This is a genomic window from Vibrio sp. 1402 (assembly GCF_033340275.1).
The window spans coordinates 50,065-70,846 of sequence record NZ_JAWOWE010000002.1; the positions used below are offsets into that span (position 1 = coordinate 50,065).

Here is a 20,782-nt window from a genome sequence, read left to right on the forward strand (position 1 = left end):
GTTAGGATGACTTACGTACTCGTAGGTACCACTCAGAAAGTAGGCGAACCTGTTTCTCGGTATAGCCTTTTTCCATCATGCGAGCGACAAAGTCGTCGTGCTTCTTCTGATCTTCAGAAGAGGTTTTCGCATTAAATGAGATAACCGGAAGTAGCTCTTCGGTATTGGAGAACATTTTCTTCTCGATTACTGTGCGCAGTTTTTCGTAGCTGGTCCAAACCGGGTTTTGACCATTGTTATTCGCTTTCGCACGAAGCACAAAGTTAACGATTTCGTTTCGGAAATCTTTCGGGTTAGAAATACCAGCTGTTTTTTCGATCTTCTCTAGCTCAGCATTCAGTGAAGAGCGATCAAATAGCTGACCAGTTTCTGGATCTCGGTACTCTTGGTCTTGAATCCAGAAGTCTGCATAGGTGACATATCGATCGAAGATGTTTTGGCCGTATTCAGAGTAAGACTCAAGATAAGCGGTCTGAATCTCTTTACCGATAAATTCAACGTATCGAGGTACTAGGTAGCCTTTCAAGAACTCGAGATATTTCTCTGCTGTTTCAGCAGGGAACTGTTCGCGCTCAACCTGTTGTTCAATCACATAGAATAGATGTACAGGGTTGGCTGCCACTTCGGTTTGGTCGAAGTTAAATACGCGTGACAAAATCTTAAAGGCAAAACGTGTTGAGAGACCGTTCATGCCTTCATCGACACCAGCATAATCACGATACTCTTGATAGCTTTTTGCCTTTGGATCCGTATCTTTCAGCGTTTCACCGTCGTATACGCGCATCTTAGAGAAGATGGACGAGTTTTCAGGCTCTTTAAGTCTAGAAAGAATACTGAATTGTGCCAGAGTCTCGAGCGTGCTTGGTGAACAAGGGGCTTGAGACAACTCACTGTTTTCAAGAAGTTTTTGGTAGATTTTGACTTCTTCTGAAACACGTAGACAGTAAGGTACTTTCACAATATAAACACGGTCTAAGAACGCTTCATTGTTCTTGTTGTTACGGAAGGTCTGCCACTCAGATTCGTTTGAGTGAGCCAGAATCATACCGTCGAATGGAATCGCAGAAAGGCCTTCTGTACCGTTGAAGTTGCCTTCTTGCGTTGCTGTTAGCAGCGGGTGAAGCACTTTGATTGGTGCTTTGAACATCTCAACGAATTCCATTAAACCTTGGTTTGCTTTACACAGCGCACCGGAGTAGCTGTAAGCGTCTGGATCGTCTTGCGAATAGTGTTCAAGCTTACGAATATCGACTTTACCAACCAATGATGAGATATCTTGGTTGTTTTCATCGCCTGGTTCAGTTTTGGCAATACCGATTTGGTCAAGGATAGAAGGGCGTACTTTCACTACTTTAAATTTGGTGATATCACCACCAAACTCGTGAAGACGTTTAGCGGCCCAAGGAGACATGATCGAGCGAAGATAACGGTGCTCGATGCCATACTCTTTTTTCAAAATATCGCCATCTTCTGTGGCTTTGAATAGGCAGAATGGATGGTCATTCACTGGGCTGCGTTCGCCGTTAGCAGTAAGAACATAAATAGGCATCTGTTCCATCAGAGCCTTAAGCTTTTCTGCAAGCGAAGACTTACCGCCACCTACAGGGCCGAGTAGGTAAAGAATCTGCTTACGCTCTTCTAGGCCTTGCGCCGCATGTTTTAGGTAAGACACAATTTGCTCTATGGCATCTTCCATGCCATAAAAGTCTTTAAAGGTTTCATAACGAGAGATAACACGATTCGAGAAGATTCGGCTTAGTCTCGGATCCTTTGCCGTATCGATTATCTCTGGTTCACCAATCGCCATCAGTAGGCGTTCTGCTGCATTAGCATAAGCGCTTTTGTCATCTTTACACAGGGCTAAAAACTCCTGTAACGACATCTCTTCATCTTTTGCAGCTTCATATCTTGATTGATAGTGGTCGAAAATACTCATGTCGCTTTCCCCTTTAATAGTCAGTCTACCGACGAACGTTGATTCAGGCTTTCCACCAACAGTTATGCTCGTTGTTGTTTGAATATACGTCCTGTTATCACATTTGGTTCGTACAGAATGTAAGATTGGCGACACCAAAGACTTTGCTTTATGGACGGTTTTTTCGTTACAACGGTGAGCGGTGGATATGAATTTTTCAATCACAGCCTTTCTCTACTTAAGCCTAGTCGGGGATTTGCAATTTTGCTTAACAATTATGAATTTATTGTAAAAGTGACATTTGAATCACTCTTTTATTAAGGACGAATTTATGTCGTGAATAGGTGCAATAGAAATCAAATATTTGGCAAAGACGGAAGAGTCTCAGTGATTCGTTGTTCTACATTGAGCAAGGCAAGTGAAAGAGGTAGGAAGAGAGCAAAGTCTTAGATAAGTTTGTGACAGGGTAAATAACAAGGAGAGCGGGCGCTCTCCTCATTCTTAGACGACCATTTTATGCGCTGAAGATTTGCGCTAGTTCGTTTTCACATAAATGATACTGACGAGGGCAGTTACGCCAAGTTTGCAGCATACGGCGGTATTTATCTAGCATCGGCATCTGGCTGTTAAAGTGATGATCTGCCTTGTCAAACTGAGGGTACAAACCTTCAGAATCGATGAGAAAACGTACGTAATGTACTTGTTGCGCTTCTGAAGCGATATCAAATCCCAAGAACTTCAAGCGACGTTGATCCACGTTGCTGCGATCTTCATCGTCTAGCATGTTGTAAGACTCTTGCATCGCATGATACATCTCCATAACGTCGATGATCTCACGACACTCTGCTTCTGAGAGGCAGCCGAAATCTTTGTTCAACTCTCGCATTTGTAGTTCATAACCACGTTCAACGATCGTTTGTAAGCGTTTGTATTTGGCCGCATTACTTGGATCAAGTTGAGACATAAGGTTGTATTGGTTTGATAGAATCAAACGTTGAGCGTTTGACATTTCCATGGTGACCTCACTAGATATCTAATACATTTTTAATGTGCTTAGGTTAACGCTTAAGACATGAGTGAAACATGATCTCAACACATATTTAATACTAAAAAATGGCAAGAACTGTCACTTTTGACCAGTTTGAAAACACTTATTTATGGTAATGATTGTATATGTAGTCTCGGTCTGAAAATACTCTCAGCCACTCTGGCTTGAATACGGTTAAAACCGCCAGTGCCATACCATTTAATAGACCTTCTGGAAAGGCGAGCAACGGCACAAAAACAAAGTAGTTATGTTGAATGGTTTCCCAATCGTAGTGACCAACTGATAGGTGATAAAAAGAGTTAATGATGAGGTGCAGACTTCCTGTTATCGCGCCATTGAAAAATCCAGCAACGAAGATGAAAACAAAAATGTTTCGTGGCAAGTAGTGGTAACTCAGAAGAAACACTAAGTAACTAATGAAAATCGGAATTAGGGCAGATAGAACTAACGACGTGGGTAAGAGTAGCAAGGACACATCATGTAGTAGGTGGTTGACCAGCATTGCAGGGATACTGAGTAGAAATGCCATACGCCAACCATACATCATCGTCAGCGTTGTTAGCGCAAGAAAATGAATCTGTAATCCTTCTTTTACACCTGCTTGAGCTGTCCATAAAATACTGAAAAAGAAGAGCGTTGCAAAAACGAGGTGCTGAAATCCTTTCTCTTTTTCCAGTTTGGGCCAAACGACTTTTTTCCAATCTGGTAGGCAGTAGACTACTACTATCCAAATTGAGACAACAAGAGAGCCTAAGTTAAACAAATCCATGTTACTTCCTTCCTATGCGAACATGACGCAATCATTTCTATCGTTCTTTTTCTACCTAAATGACCGCAGAGAAACTCACTGATAAGGCTTAGATATAATCAAAAAAATACCAGCAATAAGCTGGTATTTTAAAGAGGTTAGTCTTGCGGTTCACTTAGTATTTTACGTTATCGTTGTATTGAGCAAGAATGGATTGAATTTCATCCATGGTTTCTTTCGGTGGCGGGTTTACGCCTTCGAGTGGGTATTCTAAGCCTAACGCTTCCCACTTATGAGCCCCTAATTTGTGGTAAGGAAGTAACTCGACCTTTTCGATGTTATCCATGTCTTTAATAAATTCACCAAGCATGTGTGCTGCTTCTGGGTCATCTGTGTAACCAGGCACGACGACATAGCGAATCCATGTTTTCTTTCCGATTTTTTGTAAGTAACGAGCAAAGTCCAATGTGCGTCGGTTGGATACACCGATGAGATCTTGGTGCACTTCGTCTTTCATGTGTTTGATGTCAAGCATGACTAAGTCTGTTGCATCCAGTACTTCATCGATAACATCAGTGTGCTTACGAACATAACCGTTAGTATCTAGACATGTATGAATGCCTTCGGCTTTAGCAGCGCGGAAAAAATCACGTACGAATTCCGGTTGAAGCATCGCTTCGCCGCCAGAACAAGTAACGCCACCACCTGATGCATTCATGAAGTGGCGGTAACTTTTCGCTTCGGAAATGATTTCTTCAACCGTGACTTCTTTGCCATCATGCGTGTCCCAAGTATCGCGGTTATGGCAATACTTACAGCGCATTAAACAACCTTGCAAGAAGACGATAAATCGAATACCAGGTCCGTCTACGGTACCACATGACTCAAATGAGTGAATACGACCAGCTGTTGACATCTTTTGCTCTCATTACTAGTAAATTCTAGCTGTTATTTTATTACAAAAAGCAGGGTTAAAACAGCTTTGTCGGTACTAAAGGCAAGGTTATTTGAAGAAAGAAAATAGATGGAGCCAATCTACATAAACGCTTGAACACGAGGTGGTTAATACCTACCCCGAGAACTTGCCGTGTATCTAGATTGACTTCGATGCTGGGATAATCCAGTTTTTAGAAAAAGGCGAACACGGAGAACGAGCCTGTCCCATAAACATCGGTTTGGGCTTCTTCATAATCCGGTGTTTTAATTGTAAAGGTGATGCTTGCACCGTAATTTTGGTTGTACCAAGATACCCCCGCGACGGCACTTGCTTGCCAATTTTGCAGTGTGACGTCGTATGGCGCTGACGGTTCAGGAATGCCAGGACGATCTCCTTCGATAGTCATGTCATTAAAGCGGTAACGACCTTCAAACCCGGTGAACAAGAACCAACTCGACGTATTCTGAGCGATCATACTTGCTGAAAAAGGGCTTTCGACACTGATATTGGCGGCTCCGATGCTATTCGCTAGGTTTGTACCCCAACGAAACATGACGCCTTGAGAGACATCACTACGGAAGTTACCCGCATTGATGTCGTTAATGTTGGTGATCTCCCATTGTGTTTTTTGTTCTTCGCTGCGCATCAATTTGTTAAATACGCGGTAACCAAGGCTGAACGCAACTTTATCTTCAATCTGGTAATCCCAACCTTGAGGGTCCGTCGATCCTGTTATGCCGTGAACGATTTCTTGCGCCTTTTCTGATAGCGAACTTTCACCCGTAGCTCCTATGGTGAAATTGTACCGTACAGCTTTGTCACTCGTTAGGGAAAGGTAGTTGATTTCGGTGTGTAGGTAACCGGCATATGGGCGATCATTGATTAGTGGATAATCGGCTTCAATGTCGCTTGGAGTCCACATTTTGTGGCCAAGAACCAACTCTATTTTATCGATATTGGCGTGCTCTGAGTTAGCTAGACTCAGCCATTTCCATTGGCTTTCTTGTATCAGTTGGTCTGTCGCGTACGAAAGGAAAACACCATTCGTATAGTCTTGATCGACGCCAAAAATACCATCGTTGTCGATGGTAAAAGAAACCGTAGACTTAGTGGATGCTATTGCAACTGGAGAAAGAAGGGTAAGAATAATTAATTTACTAAATCTCATAGACTTTATTTGCTAACTTTTTTCGCATCATACGTAAGAATGCGGGCAAAAGTCTTTCGCGATATCACAACTTTCATTCAAGAAATAAAAAAAGGCTGATGCTACTTAGCATCAGCCTTTGTTGTATTACTAGAACGTTATTTCGCTATAGTCTTATAGAGACTCAGTGAATGTACGCGCGATTACGTCAGCTTGTTGCTCTGCAGTTAGAGAGTTGAAGCGAACAGCGTAACCAGATACACGGATTGTTAGCTGAGGGTATTTCTCTGGGTGCTTAACTGCGTCTTCTAGAGTTTCACGGTTAAGAACGTTCACGTTTAGGTGTTGACCACCTTCGATACCCGCTTCGTGGTGGAAGTAACCATCCATCAGACCAGCAAGGTTAGCGCGTTGTGAGCCCTCATCTTTACCTAGTGCGTTAGGTACGATAGAGAATGTGTAAGAGATACCATCTTGTGCGTCAGCAAACGGCAGTTTAGCAACTGAAGTTAGTGATGCTACAGCACCTTTCTCGTCACGACCGTGCATTGGGTTTGCACCTGGAGCAAATGGAGCACCAGCACGACGACCGTCAGGCGTGTTACCAGTTTTCTTACCGTAAACCACGTTTGAAGTGATAGTAAGAATTGACTGAGTAGGGATTGCATCACGGTAAGTCTTAAGCTTACGGATTTTGCCCATAAATACAGAAACAAGTTCACATGCAATGTCATCAACGCGTGGGTCGTTGTTACCGAATTTAGGGTAATCGCCTTCGATTTCGAAGTCGATTGCTAGACCGTCTTCGTCACGAATTGGCTTAACTTTTGCGTATTTAATTGCAGATAGTGAGTCAGCCGCAACAGATAGACCAGCAATACCACAAGCCATAGTACGTTTAACGTCACGGTCGTGTAGAGCCATTAGTGCCGCTTCGTAGCTGTACTTATCGTGCATGAAGTGGATAGCGTTTAGTGCAGTCACATATTGTTTCGCTAGCCAATCCATGAAGTGGTCCATTTTCTCCCACAGTTCATCGTAGTTAAGAACATCACCTTCGATCTTAGGCATTTGCGGGCCAACTTGGATTTTTAGCTTCTCATCCACACCACCGTTGATGGTGTAAAGCATTGTTTTCGCAAGGTTCGCACGAGCACCGAAGAACTGCATTTGCTTACCAACAACCATTGGAGATACACAACATGCGATCGCGTAGTCGTCAGAGTTCATGTCTGGACGCATTAAGTCGTCATTTTCGTACTGAATAGAAGAAGTATCGATAGATACTTTCGCACAGAACTTCTTGAAGCCTTCAGGTAGTTGCTCAGACCAAAGAACAGTGATGTTTGGCTCTGGAGAAGGACCCATAGTGTATAGTGAGTTTAGGAAACGGAAGTTTGTACGAGTAACTAGCGTACGACCGTCAAGACCCATACCACCCATAGACTCAGTTGCCCAGATAGGGTCGCCAGAGAATAGGTCATCGTACTCAGGAGTACGTAGGAAACGAACCATACGTAGTTTCATTACGAAGTGGTCGATCATTTCCTGAGCTTGTTCTTCAGTTAGCTTACCAGCCGCGATATCACGTTCGATGAAGATGTCTAGGAACGTAGAAGTACGACCTAGAGACATAGCCGCACCGTTTTGAGATTTAACAGCAGCTAGGTAACCGAAGTAAGTCCACTGAATAGCTTCTTGCGCAGTTTCAGCAGGACGAGAAATATCACAACCGTATTTTGCAGCCATTTCTTTGATTTGACCTAGAGCACGGTGTTGCTCTGCGATCTCTTCACGAAGCTGCATTGTCATTTGTAGGTCTTCGCCGTTCTCAAAACGCTCTTGTAGAGAAGAGAACTGCGCGAATTTATCCTTCATTAGGAAGTCAATACCGTATAGAGCAACACGACGGTAGTCACCGATGATACGACCACGACCGTATGCATCTGGAAGACCAGTCAGTACGCCAGATTTACGACACGCCATGATTTGAGGAGTGTAGATATCGAAAACGCCTTGGTTGTGAGTTTTACGGTATTCTGTGTAGATTTTTTTAACTTGTGGGTCTAGCTCGCGGTCGTAGGCTTTGCATGAACCTTCAACCATGCGGATACCACCGTTAGGGATGATCGCACGTTTTAGAGGAGCGTCAGTTTGAAGACCTACGATAGTTTCTAGGTCTTTTTCGATGTAGCCTGCATCGTGAGCAGTGATGGTAGAGATAACTGAAGTATCAAAATCAACAGGAGCGTGAGTCGCGTTCTCTTGTTTGATGCCTTCCATTACCTTAGCCCAAAGCTTGTTAGTCGCTTCAGTACCTTCAGAAACTAGGAAAGATTCGTCGCCTTCGTACGGAGTGTAGTTCTTCTGAATGAAATCACGAACGTTTACTTCGTTTTGCCAGTCGCCTGCAGCAAAACCTTCCCAAGCTTTAGCAAATTGCTCTGCCATGACATACCTACCTTTTTAGTAGAAAAAAATACGTACTGCTTCGCCGTTGAGCCAGCTATCCCCAGATAAAAGAGGGGAACAGTACACTCTTATGAATAACAATATTTATAGTCTTAAATTTACGTATTCGATTTACAAAACTATAAATATTGTCACTAGTTTTAACGTTTCTCTTTTTAAGCAACAGTTAGAGGTTAAACTAAAATTTTTTTGCAAACCTTAAACTAAATCAATAAATCCTCAAAAATCTCGATAAAAATGGGGTAGCGACGAGCGCTACCCACAAATTTCTGGACTGCTAGCTTATAGCCAAGCTTGGATGCCATACTGGCCTTCAAGCATACCAACTGCAAGCATAGCAACTAAACAGATAACAAGTACGCTTACTGGGATCACAATCTTGTCTACAAATGATAGGCGAGACGCGCGCTCTTTATCTCCAATTAAACCGTTGTTATCTAAAAGCATAGTTAGTGCCCAAGCTAGAACTGGGTTAACAACGGCAGAACCAAAGATACAGATACCTGCTGCTTGTGAGTCTTTCGAGTCCTTCACCATCTGCATGCCAGCTTCAAGCAGTGGTAGAGATACACCAACGAGAAGAGCAACGCGCATAACTGGAGGCCATACTGCAACGTCCATAGGAAAACCAAGGATTGCAACAATAATACATAGAGAGCCTAGTAAGATGGCACCAGCAGGAATAGGGCGTTTCGCGATTGCAGCAGGGATCATGTAAGTCCCCCAAGATGATGTGATGTTACCACCACCCACTGCAGTACCGACCATTTGGCGAACGGAACACATTGTCATTGTGTCATCAACGTCCATCAGTACTTTTTCACTCTTACGTGGGTAGTTCATTTCTTGGAAGATACGGTGACCCAAGAAGTCAGGTGACCACATTGCTACCGCAAGAATGGCGAATGGTAGAGAAGCGATGAAGTGTTCCATATTAGGAAGACCAAGCATCCAACCTTCTTCTGTTGAACCCCACCAGTAGATTGGATTTAGGTTTGGAAGGCCTGTCTCGGTTACGAATTTAATATCGAAGCCTGCGCCAAGAGCAAGTGCGATTGCAAGCCCAGTGAAGGCACAAACAGGGATCGCTAGCCAGCGTTTGTTCACTTTAGCAAGGAACGCGTATAAGCCAATGGTAACCGCAAGAACAATTAGACCGATGTAACCCATGCTACCAGCGGCAACCGTATCGGATTGCAAACCAACAGCCCAAGCTTGAATAGAGTTAATTTGGCTCATGGTTCCGGTTAAACCTAAGAAAATAAGAAGGCCACCAGCCGTACCTTCAGAGGTGAGGTTAACCAGTTTTGACCCACCTTTTAAGAGGCTCAAAATCAAACCAAACACACCAATGAGAATTGCTAATGCAAGAGGGTGAGCACCAGCAAGAGCGATGGTACCAATAAGAGGGATCATTGGGCCGTGGTTGCCTGCTAGGTTGGCTTTAGGGTTAATAAAACCAGAGGCAAGTACACAGAAAAGAAGTGCAGGGATGAGCATTTCTACACGCGCAACTTCGATAGCAAAGTCCTTGCCTAAGTTTACGTGGTCCCATGCTGCAGTAAGACCTTCAGCCCAAGACATCATTACCGCAGAGTACATTGCGATAATACCGATAGTACCAGCAAGTGCTGGAACAAGGTCTTCAAGCTCAAAGCGGAAGTCACGACCTGGCAAGTTCAAGCCAAAACGACGTGGCTTCATAATTTGTAGTTCGTGGTCTAGGTAGTCTGAACGGCTTGCGAACTCAGATGCTGGACGATGAAGCTCACGGTAGCTCTTGGTCTCGATATCTGAATCAGAGTGCGTTTTGTTAACTGCGTCTGACATAGATTCCTCATATATTTAAAAGTTATGAATTCTTCATTCAATTGTGTTAGTCCGCATCCTGCGGCACGCTTATGCTAGCTATTATTAGATTTGTTACACGTCGACACTGTGCCTAAGCATAGCTAATAACTTATTGTGTTGAGGCACAAAAAAAGCCTCATCTTTTGGCAGGAGTCTAGCAAGATAGCCATTTAGGGTGATTGATTTAGATCACTTTAAGAATGGTTGTGAAATAAAACTACAGAAAGTTTCTGGCATGCGAATGAGATGCGGAGAACTTGTGTAATTTCATTACACAAGTTGCATAAAATTAGAACTTTTTGTCCTTTTGCACGAGATGCAGATTAAATGTCAATATTCACGATGATTATATAAAGCTGGCTTTATTCTTGCTTTGGACAGAGCAAAGACAATTTTTTGGCTAATCATTGCCGCTCAGTTTAGGAAAAAGACATGAAACAGCTTAAAGTACTGCCACTAGTGGCAATCATCTCAGGGTTAATGGTCGGTTGTGGCGGCGGTGGTGGCGGTGGCGGTGGTGCAGCGCCGAAAACTGCGTTTACTTTTGATTTTGCTATACCAGCAACAATGGCTGAAAGTGAAGCAACTACGAAAGGTTGTACTGTATATGACCACAAAACTGAGCTGAACGGCGATAAAACGGTTTTAACCTATAGTGCAGCGTCAAAAGAGCAAGTGACCAACTATGTTATCGGTTACTACTCTGATGCCGATGGCAAAAGATCCGGAGACATTATCAAACCTACCACTGATAACTTTAAGTTTTATCTTGAAGATATCCCTGACGGCGGCTTTGTAACGTTTCAAGCAATAGAATTTAACGGCAAAGAAGCTCGCGTAAACACGTTTTCAAAAGAGTTCTTGGAAGATAAGAAACTACGTAATGCTACTTTTGCACTAAACCGAGACTCTTTGAACAAATGCTTTACTGGCGGTAACTTAGCAAGCAATAAGTTTACTAACTTAGATTACCGAAATGCTGAATCAGGTGGCGGAGATTACAACTTTGTCTCGCAAACCGATATTTTCACGTCTCCGAACCCTGATATGTTGCCTACTGATGAACTGATGGGGCTTAAAGGTGAACCAACGGCACTGTTTCAGTATGAATCAGGTTCAAGCGACAAAGCGCTTTACCAGTATGGTATTGGTTCGTGGGGAACTGGTGAGATAGCCTTAGTTAGAGCGGATAATACGTCAAACATTTATTCGTCTTCTGACTATACTTACGACTCGCTCAACATTGGCTTTGTTACTAACGGCTTTGCATATGACGCGTTGAAGCTGGATAAAACGGCCGTTGAATATAATCGCCCTAGTGCAACGAATAAAGAAACTTGGGTATACATGGCGTTCTCAGAGAATCAAGTTAATGGTTGGGAGTCTCTACTTAACGAAACGATCTCTGACGGATGGGATATTGACGTTGATCCGAGTGCTTACTTAAATATTGATAACCTGCCGAACACAAAACCAAGTGTATCAACGCAAGGAAGTGCAGAGTCCGTGATTGATCTGGACATGGGCTTAACATCGTCTACTGAAGGCTTTACTCGTGTCGCTTACTTTGCAACTTCAGGCGACTACAGAGTCACACATCGCATTTTCACAACAAGTGATAGTGATTCTGTTGTTGTTCCAGAATTGCATTACTACAACTTCCCAACATCGGCCGTTAACGGTTTGAAAGTTTCAGCTTCGGACGATTTTAATCGCACTGCTTTGGTAGTGAATGAAGATAGTAATATTGATTCTAAAGTTTTCATGAGCTTCTTCTCCAATGGTGAAGCGTCAGAGCCTGAACTAGATGAAGACCTAGATGGCATCATTACTTCTGAAAAAGAAGGCTTAGAAAATGAAGTGACATTACGTACTTCAAACTCGTTGGTAGTCAGTCGTTTTAATTAATTCATTGCGACCTCGAATAGGTTTCAATTAACACTTTTGTAAATTTATTAAGCCCCTTTGAAAGGGGCTTTTTTATATTTAATATTCAACTTTTGAAGAATATGTTGCTATATATTGCATATTAATTTGTCTATCGTATCTTTCTATTCGAATTATTTAGGTTAATAATTTGTTGCAAGTTTCAAAGGGCGGTGCTAATTTGTTCCGAATTAGAGAGGGCGGAGTCCCTTAATTGCAGTGACAAAAACACAGGGAGTAGGGCGCATGAATGATGTACCAGCGCTAGATATAAAAGACCTGCACAAAACATTTGGACAAAATGAAGTTTTAAAAGGCATTTCACTTGCCGCGCACAAAGGAGATGTTATCTCCATTATTGGCTCTTCCGGCTCAGGTAAGAGTACCTTTCTCAGATGTATCAACTTGCTAGAAACGCCTACCGCGGGCGAAATTTGGGTAAATGGTGAATTAATCCAAATGAAGAACAGCAGAGCAGGTGAATCTGTTCCTGCTAATGAAAAGCAAGTCCAACGTATTCGCTCACGCCTGGCAATGGTTTTCCAAGGTTTCAACCTCTGGTCTCACCTAACCGTACTAGAAAACGTGATTGAGGCGCCTGTTCATGTCTTAGGCGTTCCAAAATCTCAAGCGATTGAAAACGCAGAAGTCTTGCTTAAGAAGGTAGGCTTGTATGAGCGTAAGGATTATTACCCTGGGCACTTATCTGGCGGCCAGCAGCAACGTGCAGCTATTGCCCGTGCGCTAGCAGTTGACCCAGAGGTGATGTTGTTTGACGAGCCAACTTCTGCGCTTGACCCAGAACTTGTAGGAGAAGTTCTGGGGGTAATGAGAGATTTGGCAGATGAAGGGCGAACTATGCTGGTGGTCACGCACGAAATGGCGTTTGCGCGTGACGTATCAAACCATGTGATGTTTTTACATCAAGGCTTAGTGGAAGAACAGGGAAATCCAGCTAAGCTATTTACAAACCCGGATTCAGAACGATTACAGCAGTTTATCTCATCCATTTACTAATATTTGTTAGGCGGCAGACTATTGCCTCCTAAGCCAACACAACAAACAAAACGAAATAAAATAGCAATCACAGGAGTATGGAAATGAAAAAGTGGTTATTAGCAGCAACGATTGCTGCAACGGCAGTATCAGGTGTTGCCCAAGCGAAAGAATGGAAAACAGTTCGCTTTGGTATCGAAGGTGCTTACCCTCCGTTTAGCTGGACAGAAACTGATGGCTCAATAAAAGGCTTTGACGTAGATATGGCAAATGCACTCTGTGAAGAGATGCAAGTGAAGTGCAAAATCGTCGCTCAAGATTGGGATGGTATTATCCCTTCTCTTCTTGCACGTAAGTACGATGCCATCATCGCAGCAATGTCTATCACTGAAGAGCGCAAGAAAAAAGTCGATTTCACTGGCAAGTACGCACAAATCCCAAATAAATTTATCGCTAAGAAAGGTGCGGGTCTAGATTTTGATAATCTTAAAGATGTCAAAATTGGCGTGCAACGTGCGACGACACATGACAAGTACTTAACTGACAACTACGGCGATGATGTTGAAATTGTGCGTTATGGCTCTTTTGATGAAGCGTATCTTGATCTAGAAAATGGTCGAATTGCTGCCGTTTTAGGTGATGCGTCTGCTCTAGAAGAGGGTGTGATCAACAAAGCAGGTGGCGAAGCTTATGAGTTTGTTGGACCATCGTTAACCGATCCAAAATGGTTTGGCGAAGGTATGGGTATCGCTGTTCGTAAACAAGACAAAGATCTGACGAAGAAACTCGACGCAGCAATTATTTCACTACGTGAGAAAGGTGTTTACCAAGAAATTGCTGGTAAATACTTTAACTACGATGTGTACGGTGAATAAACCGTAATTAAGCGACCGTTGGCTTGTTCCTAGAAGTAGTCAACGGTCGATTTTTTGAGTTTAGGGATTAGGAACTCACCTATGCTAGATTTACAAGGATACGAAGCTTCGATTTTGAAAGGAGCTTTAGTAACAATAGAAGTTGCAGTGCTTTCACTCATTCTCGCCATGGTCTTAGGCATGCTTGGCGCATTAGCTAAGTTAGCGCCTTACAAATGGGCAAGGGCGATTGCCACTCTTTACACCACCGTCATTCGCGGCATTCCAGATTTGGTTCTGATGATGCTAATTTTCTTTGGTGGACAAATACTTTTAAATAACAGCCTTTACTCCATCAACGAAACGCTCAACGAGTGGTTTGCCTCGAGTGATCCAAACCATGAATGGACGTCTTACTTACCTGATTATATTGATGTCAGCCCATTTATAGCTGGTGTACTCACGATTGGTTTTATCTTTGGCGCCTACATGGCGGAGACTTTTCGTGGAGCGATCATGGCGGTGGACAAGGGTGAATTAGAAGCGGCGAAAGCTTATGGGATGAGTTCTGCTTTATCGTTTAGAAGAATCTTACTTCCTCAGATGATTCGTCATGCATTACCTGGATTTGGTAATAACTGGTTAGTGTTACTTAAGACCACAGCGTTAGTTTCCATTATTGGTCTGGATGACATGGTGAGAATGAGCTCATTGGCAGCAGGTACAACGAAAATGCCGTTCACCTTTTACATGGCTGTCGCGCTCATCTTTCTATTTTTTACCAGCGTTTCGACCGGGCTACTCAAGCTTGTTGAGCGTAAGTTCAGTATTCATGCGAGGTAAGTTATGGACTTTTCTTTGATTATTGAAAGCTTTCCAACTTATCTTCAGGGACTTTGGACAACAGTTTGGTTAGTGGGATTAGCGTTGGTTATTGGCTTGTGTGTCTCTATCCCATTAGCCGTGGCACGCAATAGTACCAATTACGCTCTAAGCTTACCTTCTTGGGGATTCATTTACTTTTTCCGTGGAACGCCGCTATTGGTTCAGCTGTATTTGATTTACTACGGCATGGATCAGTTTTTCCCTGTGAAAGATACCTTGTGGGAGAACGCTTGGTTCTGTGCTTTGGTCGCTTTTATTCTGAATACATCGGCTTACACCGCAGAAATTATTCGTGGTGCGATTAATGGTTTGCCGAAAGGTGAGGTGGAAGCTGCGAAAGCCTATGGCATGAGTAAGTTTATGACATACAGACGTATTATCTTGCCGAGTGCATTGCGTCGAGCATTACCAGCTTATTCCAACGAGGTCATATTTATGCTGCACGGAAGTGCAGTCGCGGGCATCGTTACCATCATGGATTTAACTGGTGCTGCGCGTCTAGTTAACTCGCGCTACTATGCACCATTTGAGTCTTTCCTGACGGCGGGGCTGTTCTACATGGCACTGACGTTTATGATCTTGTGGTGTTTCAAAGTGGCAGAGAAGCGTTTCTTAGCTTATCTGCGTCCTTTAAGCTAATTATCAATAGAGGCAATAGCATCGGAGTGGGTGCTATTGCTTTTGATAATTTTGTTATCTTCATTCCTATTTTTTCAGTCGATGTAAAAGACTCTTTCTTATTATTCATCAACTTACATTAACATTCGGTAAACTCATTGTTTAGTAAGTAAAAATGAAAAAAACAATTCTATCGTTGGGCATTGCCGCCTTAGCCACAGGATGTGGTGGGGGAGAGGGAGAATCACAACCTAATGCTCAAGTAAAACCAACGCCAGCTCCAGTTCAACAAGCTCTTGAAACTGGTAATGCACTGCTCGTTTCTGACCCGAGCGAATTCATTCGTAAAAGTCGTCAGGTTGTAGAAGCTCACAAGATGCAGTCGAATACGATCAAATCTGCAATTGCGAAAAACCTTTCAGGTCTTTATTGGGATCCAACCCATGATGCCGCGATCTTGGCACCTCAGTATGGCTTCAACGACACCATCTTGATGACCAATAAGGCCATGGCAAGCGGTTACAAAGATCAAGCTCTGTCAATTGGCGTTGCCGGGGAAAAGTCTAATGGTCAACGTTACGCACTATTAGGTAGTAACCCATTTAGAACGGCACAACGTTTTCCCGACTCTTCCAACGCAGCGATGACGAAATGGTTAAGTAATCTGGTCACTTGGTTGTCGGGCGGAGTTACTTCAAACGTCGTCATCGCGCAAATGGACCAGTCTTATTACTTTCCGGATGAGCAAGCGACTCGGAATTGGCTGAAAGACAATGTTTCACAAGAGTTGGCGTTTAACGAGGCCAACCTATGCGATGGTTCGAAGCTACTTAGCTGCTTGCAAACCAATACTCCAAACTTATTGATCTTGTCACAGCATCTGCAATCTGGCGACACCAACCAACAAGTACTCGATGCTCTGGCATACGCTGAGCAAGCCCAAATTCCTGTTCTATACCTGCATTGGGATGGAGGACTAACTGAACTTGGCCGAGACATTTTGGAAAAATTCCATGTTGATTATGTGGGAGATAACTATTGGCGTAAGTTAGGCTTGGTTGATTGGGCGCCTTCATCACTCATGAACTTCGTGCCAGACTCTGTTGCTACGCAACAAGCGCTGTTGTCTCGTTTTGAATCTCAAAACTTCAATGTTGACTTGTCACAGTGTGAGGACAAATCTTGTCCTGACACTGCGAATATGGAAAGTCAATTTTATGCAGGGGCAAACAGTATTCGCCATCGGTTGAAAAAGCTTGATGAACAAAAAGTAGATTTGTTTAATCAAGACGGCTACCAATACGAAAAACTCATGGTATTGCTGGCTGATCATTATCGTCAAACGGTTGTCTTCCCAATGGACAAACAGTCAACCCAAACGACCGAATTCCTAAAGTCGTACTTTGCCGATTACGTGCAATACAACAGCCGAAGCGTAAACCCAAAACAACCAAATATGGGGAACTTCAGCCGTAGTGAGTTTAGCCCTGAAGTAAAGAGAATCAGCGCAACTATTAATATGGAATCAAAGCGTAATTTCCGCTCTGCTGGTGTGTATGCGCTTCCTGGGGAGACCTTTACGGTCACGCGCAATGACAGTAATGAAGTGACGACTAAAATTGTCATCAACAGTTTAAGAAGTGGCGCAACTCATGAGTTCAGCAAAGATGGATACACGCGACCAAAAATGCTGACTTCTTTCGCCTATGAGGTGAAGCCGGGTGAAACCATCACGCTGACTTCACCTTATGGCGGGCCTATCCAGGTTCACTTTAACAATAATGATGTGCCAGTAGCTCTAACATTTAGCCATGTAGCGCAACACCCTGTATGGAGAAGTGAAAAGGATAACGATGCGTTTATTCAGGAGCTTGAAGCGAATTTGTTCGATTGGGCTGAGCTGATCACTCCTGGGTTTGAAGTACACTCAAAGCGCGACAAAATGTTGGAGTCGGTCAACGATGAGATGTGGTCGACACCAGCTGAAATGGCGCTAGCGACAGAAGAGTATGTTCATAACTACCCACATGTCTTGGCTGGTTTCCAAGGGCCGGGGATCGATGAGGTTCCGGAAATTATCCAGTATGCCAAAAATCAAGGTTGGGAAATCGCCAATATTGATATGGTGAAGCATATGAACGCTGACCAAGCGACGTGTGGTTACGGCTGTTCTGGTAACCCATACGATGCTTACTGGTCATTCAGCCCACTCGGTCACGGTGATTTACATGAGCTTGGTCATGGCTTGGAAAAAGGTCGATTCCGATTTGCAGGCTGGGAAGGGCATTCAACGACCAATTACTACTCGTATTACAGTAAGTCTCGTTTCTTCCAGAATACGGGGAAAGTTTCAACTTGCCAAAGCTTGGATTTCAAAGGCCAGTTTGAATTATTGCAAGTTAGCCGAACTCAAGCGGATCCAAACGCATACATGGCTGCGCAAAATCAAACCAGTTGGAGTTGGGGCGCTCGTGTTTACATTCAAATGATGATGGCGGCGCAGCATGAAGGTGTGCTTAAAAATGGTTGGCATTTATTGGCGCGCTTGCACCTGATTGAACGTGAGTTTAACCGCTTAAAATCGGACGATGCGCTTTGGGATGAGAGACGATTGAGCATTGGTTTCGCCAACTACTCTCGGGAAGAAGCAAATAGCATCTCAAACAACGACTGGTTGCTTATTGCTCTGAGCTACATCTCTCAGCGAGACATGACGAGCTATTTAGATATGTGGGGCTTCTCGTTCACAGAAAAAGCGAAACAGCAGGTTGTGGCGCTGAATCTACCGCCGATGCCGCTCACTTACTTTGCAAGTAGTAATACAGGCTACTGTCTGAACGAATTTGCTCAAACACCGATAACTATTGATGGTCAAACGGTTTGGCCGCTGAATCAGTGATTAACTGGTAATTTGTATGAAAAGGGAGACAGAGTCTCCCTTTTTATTGGACTAAGCTTAGCGTTGAGTCTCGCTTATAGCTTTGCAATATATTACTTAAATGTTGACCAGATTGGTGCGTGATCTGAAGGCTTCTCGATACCACGAAGCTCATAGTCGATACCAGATTCAATACACTTTTCCGCTAGAGAAGGGGTTGCCAAAATGACATCAATTCGTAGGCCACGGTTATCATCAAAACCGCGAGAACGGTAGTCAAACCACGAAAATTGATCGTTCACCTCTGGGTATAGCTTACGGAAGGTGTCCACAAAGCCCCAGTCTAGTAAGGTTTTCAACCATTCGCGCTCTTCAGGTTGGAATGAACATTTACCTGTTTTTAGCCAACGTTTACGGTTTGGTTCGCCGATACCGATATCTGCATCAATAGGGCTGATGTTGATGTCACCCATAACAATCAATTGCTCGTCGTTATTGTGATGATCGTTTAGGTAGGTCATCAGATCTTTATAGAATTGGCGCTTGTATGGGAATTTGGTTTCGTGGCTGATGTTATCCCCTTGAGGGAAATAGCCGTTTAGCACAGTGACCTTTTCGCCGTTTTCATTTAAAAACGTTGCCATGATCATGCGCTTTTGATGTTCCTCGTTATCCGTCGGGAACCCTTTTTGTACGTGTAGAGGCTCTTGCTTACAAAGCATTGCTACGCCGTAATGTGCTTTTTGACCATGGAAATACACTTTGTAGCCCATGGCTTCGACAGCTTCAATCGGGAATGCTTCATCGTGAACTTTAATTTCCTGAAGACCAATCACATCAGGTTGGTGTTTGTCGATTAGCGCTTGGAGTTGGTGCAGTCGCGCACGTAGTCCATTGATGTTAAAGCTGATTACTTTCATTATTTATCCTTTTGGGGGCGTACTTTTTTATGAATAGTATCATTGTGTAAGAGCACTGAAAATGAGTCTCGGTGAAAGGATTGAAACGCTCTGAGCTACTTTGCTTTTAATTTGTTTTCTAAGTCGTTTTGCACGATCTTTAAAGCGTTAAGCGCAACTTCTGGATCTATCTCATTGCTCTCAAGCAAATAGATTAAATCGACAGCCAGTTTGATCTCTTCAGGTGCGTCATCTAAAGGCGAGGTTGGTTGATCAGCCATTATTGATGTTTTTCCCTATGTGTAATTTGGTTCTCTAGCTTAAGAAGTGCTGCTTCACAACGCGCTAAACGTTGCTCGGTTGCTAGTAATACTTTTTGAGCGTCGGCACGCATAAAACTCGGAGCGCTTTCGACAGCACGTTCTTTTTCTAACACCATCTCGCGCAAGCGTCTTGCCCACTCTTGGTGTTGAGCGAGTTCCTGATAAAGCACGTTGATAGGCTTGCGGAAATAGCTGCTATGTTTGATTTCATTCTTACGAATTTTAGTGGTAGAAATCTCGCGTTGAATTGCACCGATTTGCGCCACTAACCGTTCAGTGAGGTACTCAGCACGCAAAGCGGTGAGCTTACCTTCATTTTGCTCACGCACAATCGCATCCAGCGTGGCTTTTGCTTCTTTTACGCAAGGAGTAAGTAAGCGAGAGCGGCAACCAAATAAACGCTCATCAAAAAGCGGAACATGATGTTCGCCTCTTTGACGGTCAAGAACAGCGGCTTGCTTCGCCATTTGTTCTAGATTTTCCTGGAGTTGAGAAATGTTCATGACAAACCTACAAACCATGCGTCATAAGCCAATTTAATGGCTAGTATGCTGACGACAGTAACAAATACAGGACGAATGAATTTAGAACCAAATCTAATAGCGGAGTGCGCGCCAACAAAAGCACCAGCCATTAAACATACTCCCATTGTTAAGCCTAGCACCCAGTTGATGTGTCCGAGGAATGCAAAAGTGATCAAAGAGGTAAAGTTACTGGTAAAGTTCATTGCTTTTGCTAAGCCAGAGGCGAGCAAGATATTCAGTCGGTACAGCGCCATTGAACTTACTGTCCAAAAAGCCCCAGTTCCAGGCCCTGCGAGTCCGTCGTAGAATCCTATGGATAAGCCTTGCATGTACTGTTTTTTATGAAGTTTTGGGCAAGGCTCGGGTATTGGACTTTGATGAGCAGAGTGGGGTGTTTTATGAAAAACGGTATACAACGCTGCCGCCAAAATAACAAGCGGCAATCCTTTTTCCAGCCAATCCGTACTAATCGCATCTACAAATAGCGTACCTAATGTCGCTCCGACGAGTGTTGCCACGAATGCACGCCTCCAGCATTGAGGTTTGAATAGACGTTTTTTGTAGTACGTAAATGCTGCAGTAGAAGAAGCAAAGGTAGCGGCAAGTTTATTGGTGCCTAGTGCAATATGAGGCGGCAAGCCTAGCGAAAGTAGAGCAGGTACGGTAAGCATGCCACCACCACCAGCAACTGCATCAATAAATCCTGCGACAAAAGCGACAAGCGCCAACACCAACAGCATGGTTGGCTCAATCATTTCCAT

17 protein-coding genes are annotated in these 20,782 nt (G+C 43.6%); 6 read left to right on the forward strand and 11 right to left on the reverse strand.

Annotation, left to right across the window (positions count from 1 at the left end):
- Nucleotide 1 precedes the first annotated feature (1 nt).
- The 7 genes from R7044_RS03700 to R7044_RS03730 form a co-directional block, all read right to left on the reverse strand.
- Nucleotides 2-1,936 carry a PrkA family serine protein kinase gene (locus tag R7044_RS03700; RefSeq protein WP_005378447.1) on the reverse strand — a complete coding sequence of 645 codons (1,935 nt, stop codon included), beginning with the start codon at nt 1,934-1,936 and terminating at the stop codon, nt 2-4.
- Nucleotides 1,937-2,429: 493 nt separating this feature from the next.
- Nucleotides 2,430-2,930 carry a YfbU family protein gene (locus R7044_RS03705; protein WP_005378446.1) on the reverse strand — a complete coding sequence of 167 codons (501 nt, stop codon included), beginning with the start codon at nt 2,928-2,930 and terminating at the stop codon, nt 2,430-2,432.
- 136 nt (nt 2,931-3,066) lie between these two features.
- Nucleotides 3,067-3,732, reverse strand: a complete 666-nt coding sequence (locus tag R7044_RS03710) for an energy-coupling factor ABC transporter permease (RefSeq protein ID WP_005378445.1) — start codon at nt 3,730-3,732, stop codon at nt 3,067-3,069.
- 154 nt (nt 3,733-3,886) lie between these two features.
- Nucleotides 3,887-4,627, reverse strand: a complete 741-nt coding sequence (gene pflA / locus R7044_RS03715) for a pyruvate formate lyase 1-activating protein (protein WP_005378444.1) — start codon at nt 4,625-4,627, stop codon at nt 3,887-3,889.
- Nucleotides 4,628-4,838: 211 nt separating this feature from the next.
- Nucleotides 4,839-5,816, reverse strand: coding sequence for a lipid A deacylase LpxR family protein (locus R7044_RS03720; RefSeq protein WP_053303245.1), 978 nt, complete (start codon nt 5,814-5,816; stop codon nt 4,839-4,841).
- Between the two features lie 153 nt (nt 5,817-5,969).
- The gene (pflB, locus tag R7044_RS03725; RefSeq protein ID WP_005378442.1) at nt 5,970-8,246 is read right to left on the reverse strand and encodes a formate C-acetyltransferase; all 2,277 of its coding nucleotides are present in this window, start codon (nt 8,244-8,246) and stop codon (nt 5,970-5,972) included.
- Nucleotides 8,247-8,549: 303 nt separating this feature from the next.
- Nucleotides 8,550-10,097, reverse strand: a complete 1,548-nt coding sequence (locus tag R7044_RS03730; RefSeq protein WP_005378441.1) for a DUF3360 family protein — start codon at nt 10,095-10,097, stop codon at nt 8,550-8,552.
- A gap of 453 nt (nt 10,098-10,550) precedes the next feature.
- Here R7044_RS03730 and R7044_RS03735 point away from each other — a divergent pair, with 453 nt between their 5' ends.
- From R7044_RS03735 to R7044_RS03760, 6 genes are all read left to right on the forward strand, one after another.
- Nucleotides 10,551-12,026, forward strand: a complete 1,476-nt coding sequence (locus R7044_RS03735) for a 54K polar flagellar sheath protein A (RefSeq protein ID WP_225455361.1) — start codon at nt 10,551-10,553, stop codon at nt 12,024-12,026.
- A gap of 264 nt (nt 12,027-12,290) precedes the next feature.
- Complete coding sequence (locus R7044_RS03740; protein WP_213871535.1) at nt 12,291-13,061, forward strand: ABC transporter ATP-binding protein; 771 nt, start codon at nt 12,291-12,293, stop codon at nt 13,059-13,061.
- Nucleotides 13,062-13,144: 83 nt separating this feature from the next.
- A complete protein-coding gene (locus R7044_RS03745; protein WP_005378437.1) occupies nt 13,145-13,915 on the forward strand; it encodes an ABC transporter substrate-binding protein in 771 nt (256 codons plus the stop codon).
- 81 nt (nt 13,916-13,996) lie between these two features.
- The gene (locus R7044_RS03750; RefSeq protein WP_005378436.1) at nt 13,997-14,737 is read left to right on the forward strand and encodes an ABC transporter permease; all 741 of its coding nucleotides are present in this window, start codon (nt 13,997-13,999) and stop codon (nt 14,735-14,737) included.
- 3 nt (nt 14,738-14,740) lie between these two features.
- Nucleotides 14,741-15,418 carry an ABC transporter permease gene (locus tag R7044_RS03755; RefSeq protein ID WP_005378435.1) on the forward strand — a complete coding sequence of 226 codons (678 nt, stop codon included), beginning with the start codon at nt 14,741-14,743 and terminating at the stop codon, nt 15,416-15,418.
- Nucleotides 15,419-15,572: 154 nt separating this feature from the next.
- Nucleotides 15,573-18,296 (forward strand): ImpA family metalloprotease, encoded by a 2,724-nt coding sequence (locus R7044_RS03760; RefSeq protein WP_205390778.1) that lies wholly within the window; start codon nt 15,573-15,575, stop codon nt 18,294-18,296.
- A 92-nt stretch (nt 18,297-18,388) separates the two neighbouring features.
- Here R7044_RS03760 and xthA read toward each other — a convergent pair whose 3' ends face one another.
- The 4 genes from xthA to R7044_RS03780 form a co-directional block, all read right to left on the reverse strand.
- Complete coding sequence (xthA, locus tag R7044_RS03765; protein ID WP_005378433.1) at nt 18,389-19,195, reverse strand: exodeoxyribonuclease III; 807 nt, start codon at nt 19,193-19,195, stop codon at nt 18,389-18,391.
- 95 nt (nt 19,196-19,290) lie between these two features.
- Nucleotides 19,291-19,455, reverse strand: coding sequence for a pleiotropic regulatory protein RsmS (rsmS, locus tag R7044_RS03770; RefSeq protein WP_005378432.1), 165 nt, complete (start codon nt 19,453-19,455; stop codon nt 19,291-19,293).
- The gene (locus tag R7044_RS03775) at nt 19,455-20,000 is read right to left on the reverse strand and encodes a primosomal replication protein (protein ID WP_033905048.1); all 546 of its coding nucleotides are present in this window, start codon (nt 19,998-20,000) and stop codon (nt 19,455-19,457) included. The genes rsmS and R7044_RS03775 overlap by 1 nt, the downstream gene beginning before the upstream one ends.
- Entirely contained in the window at nt 19,997-20,782 is a 786-nt protein-coding gene (locus R7044_RS03780) for a sulfite exporter TauE/SafE family protein (RefSeq protein WP_005387866.1), read from the reverse strand. The genes R7044_RS03775 and R7044_RS03780 overlap by 4 nt, the downstream gene beginning before the upstream one ends.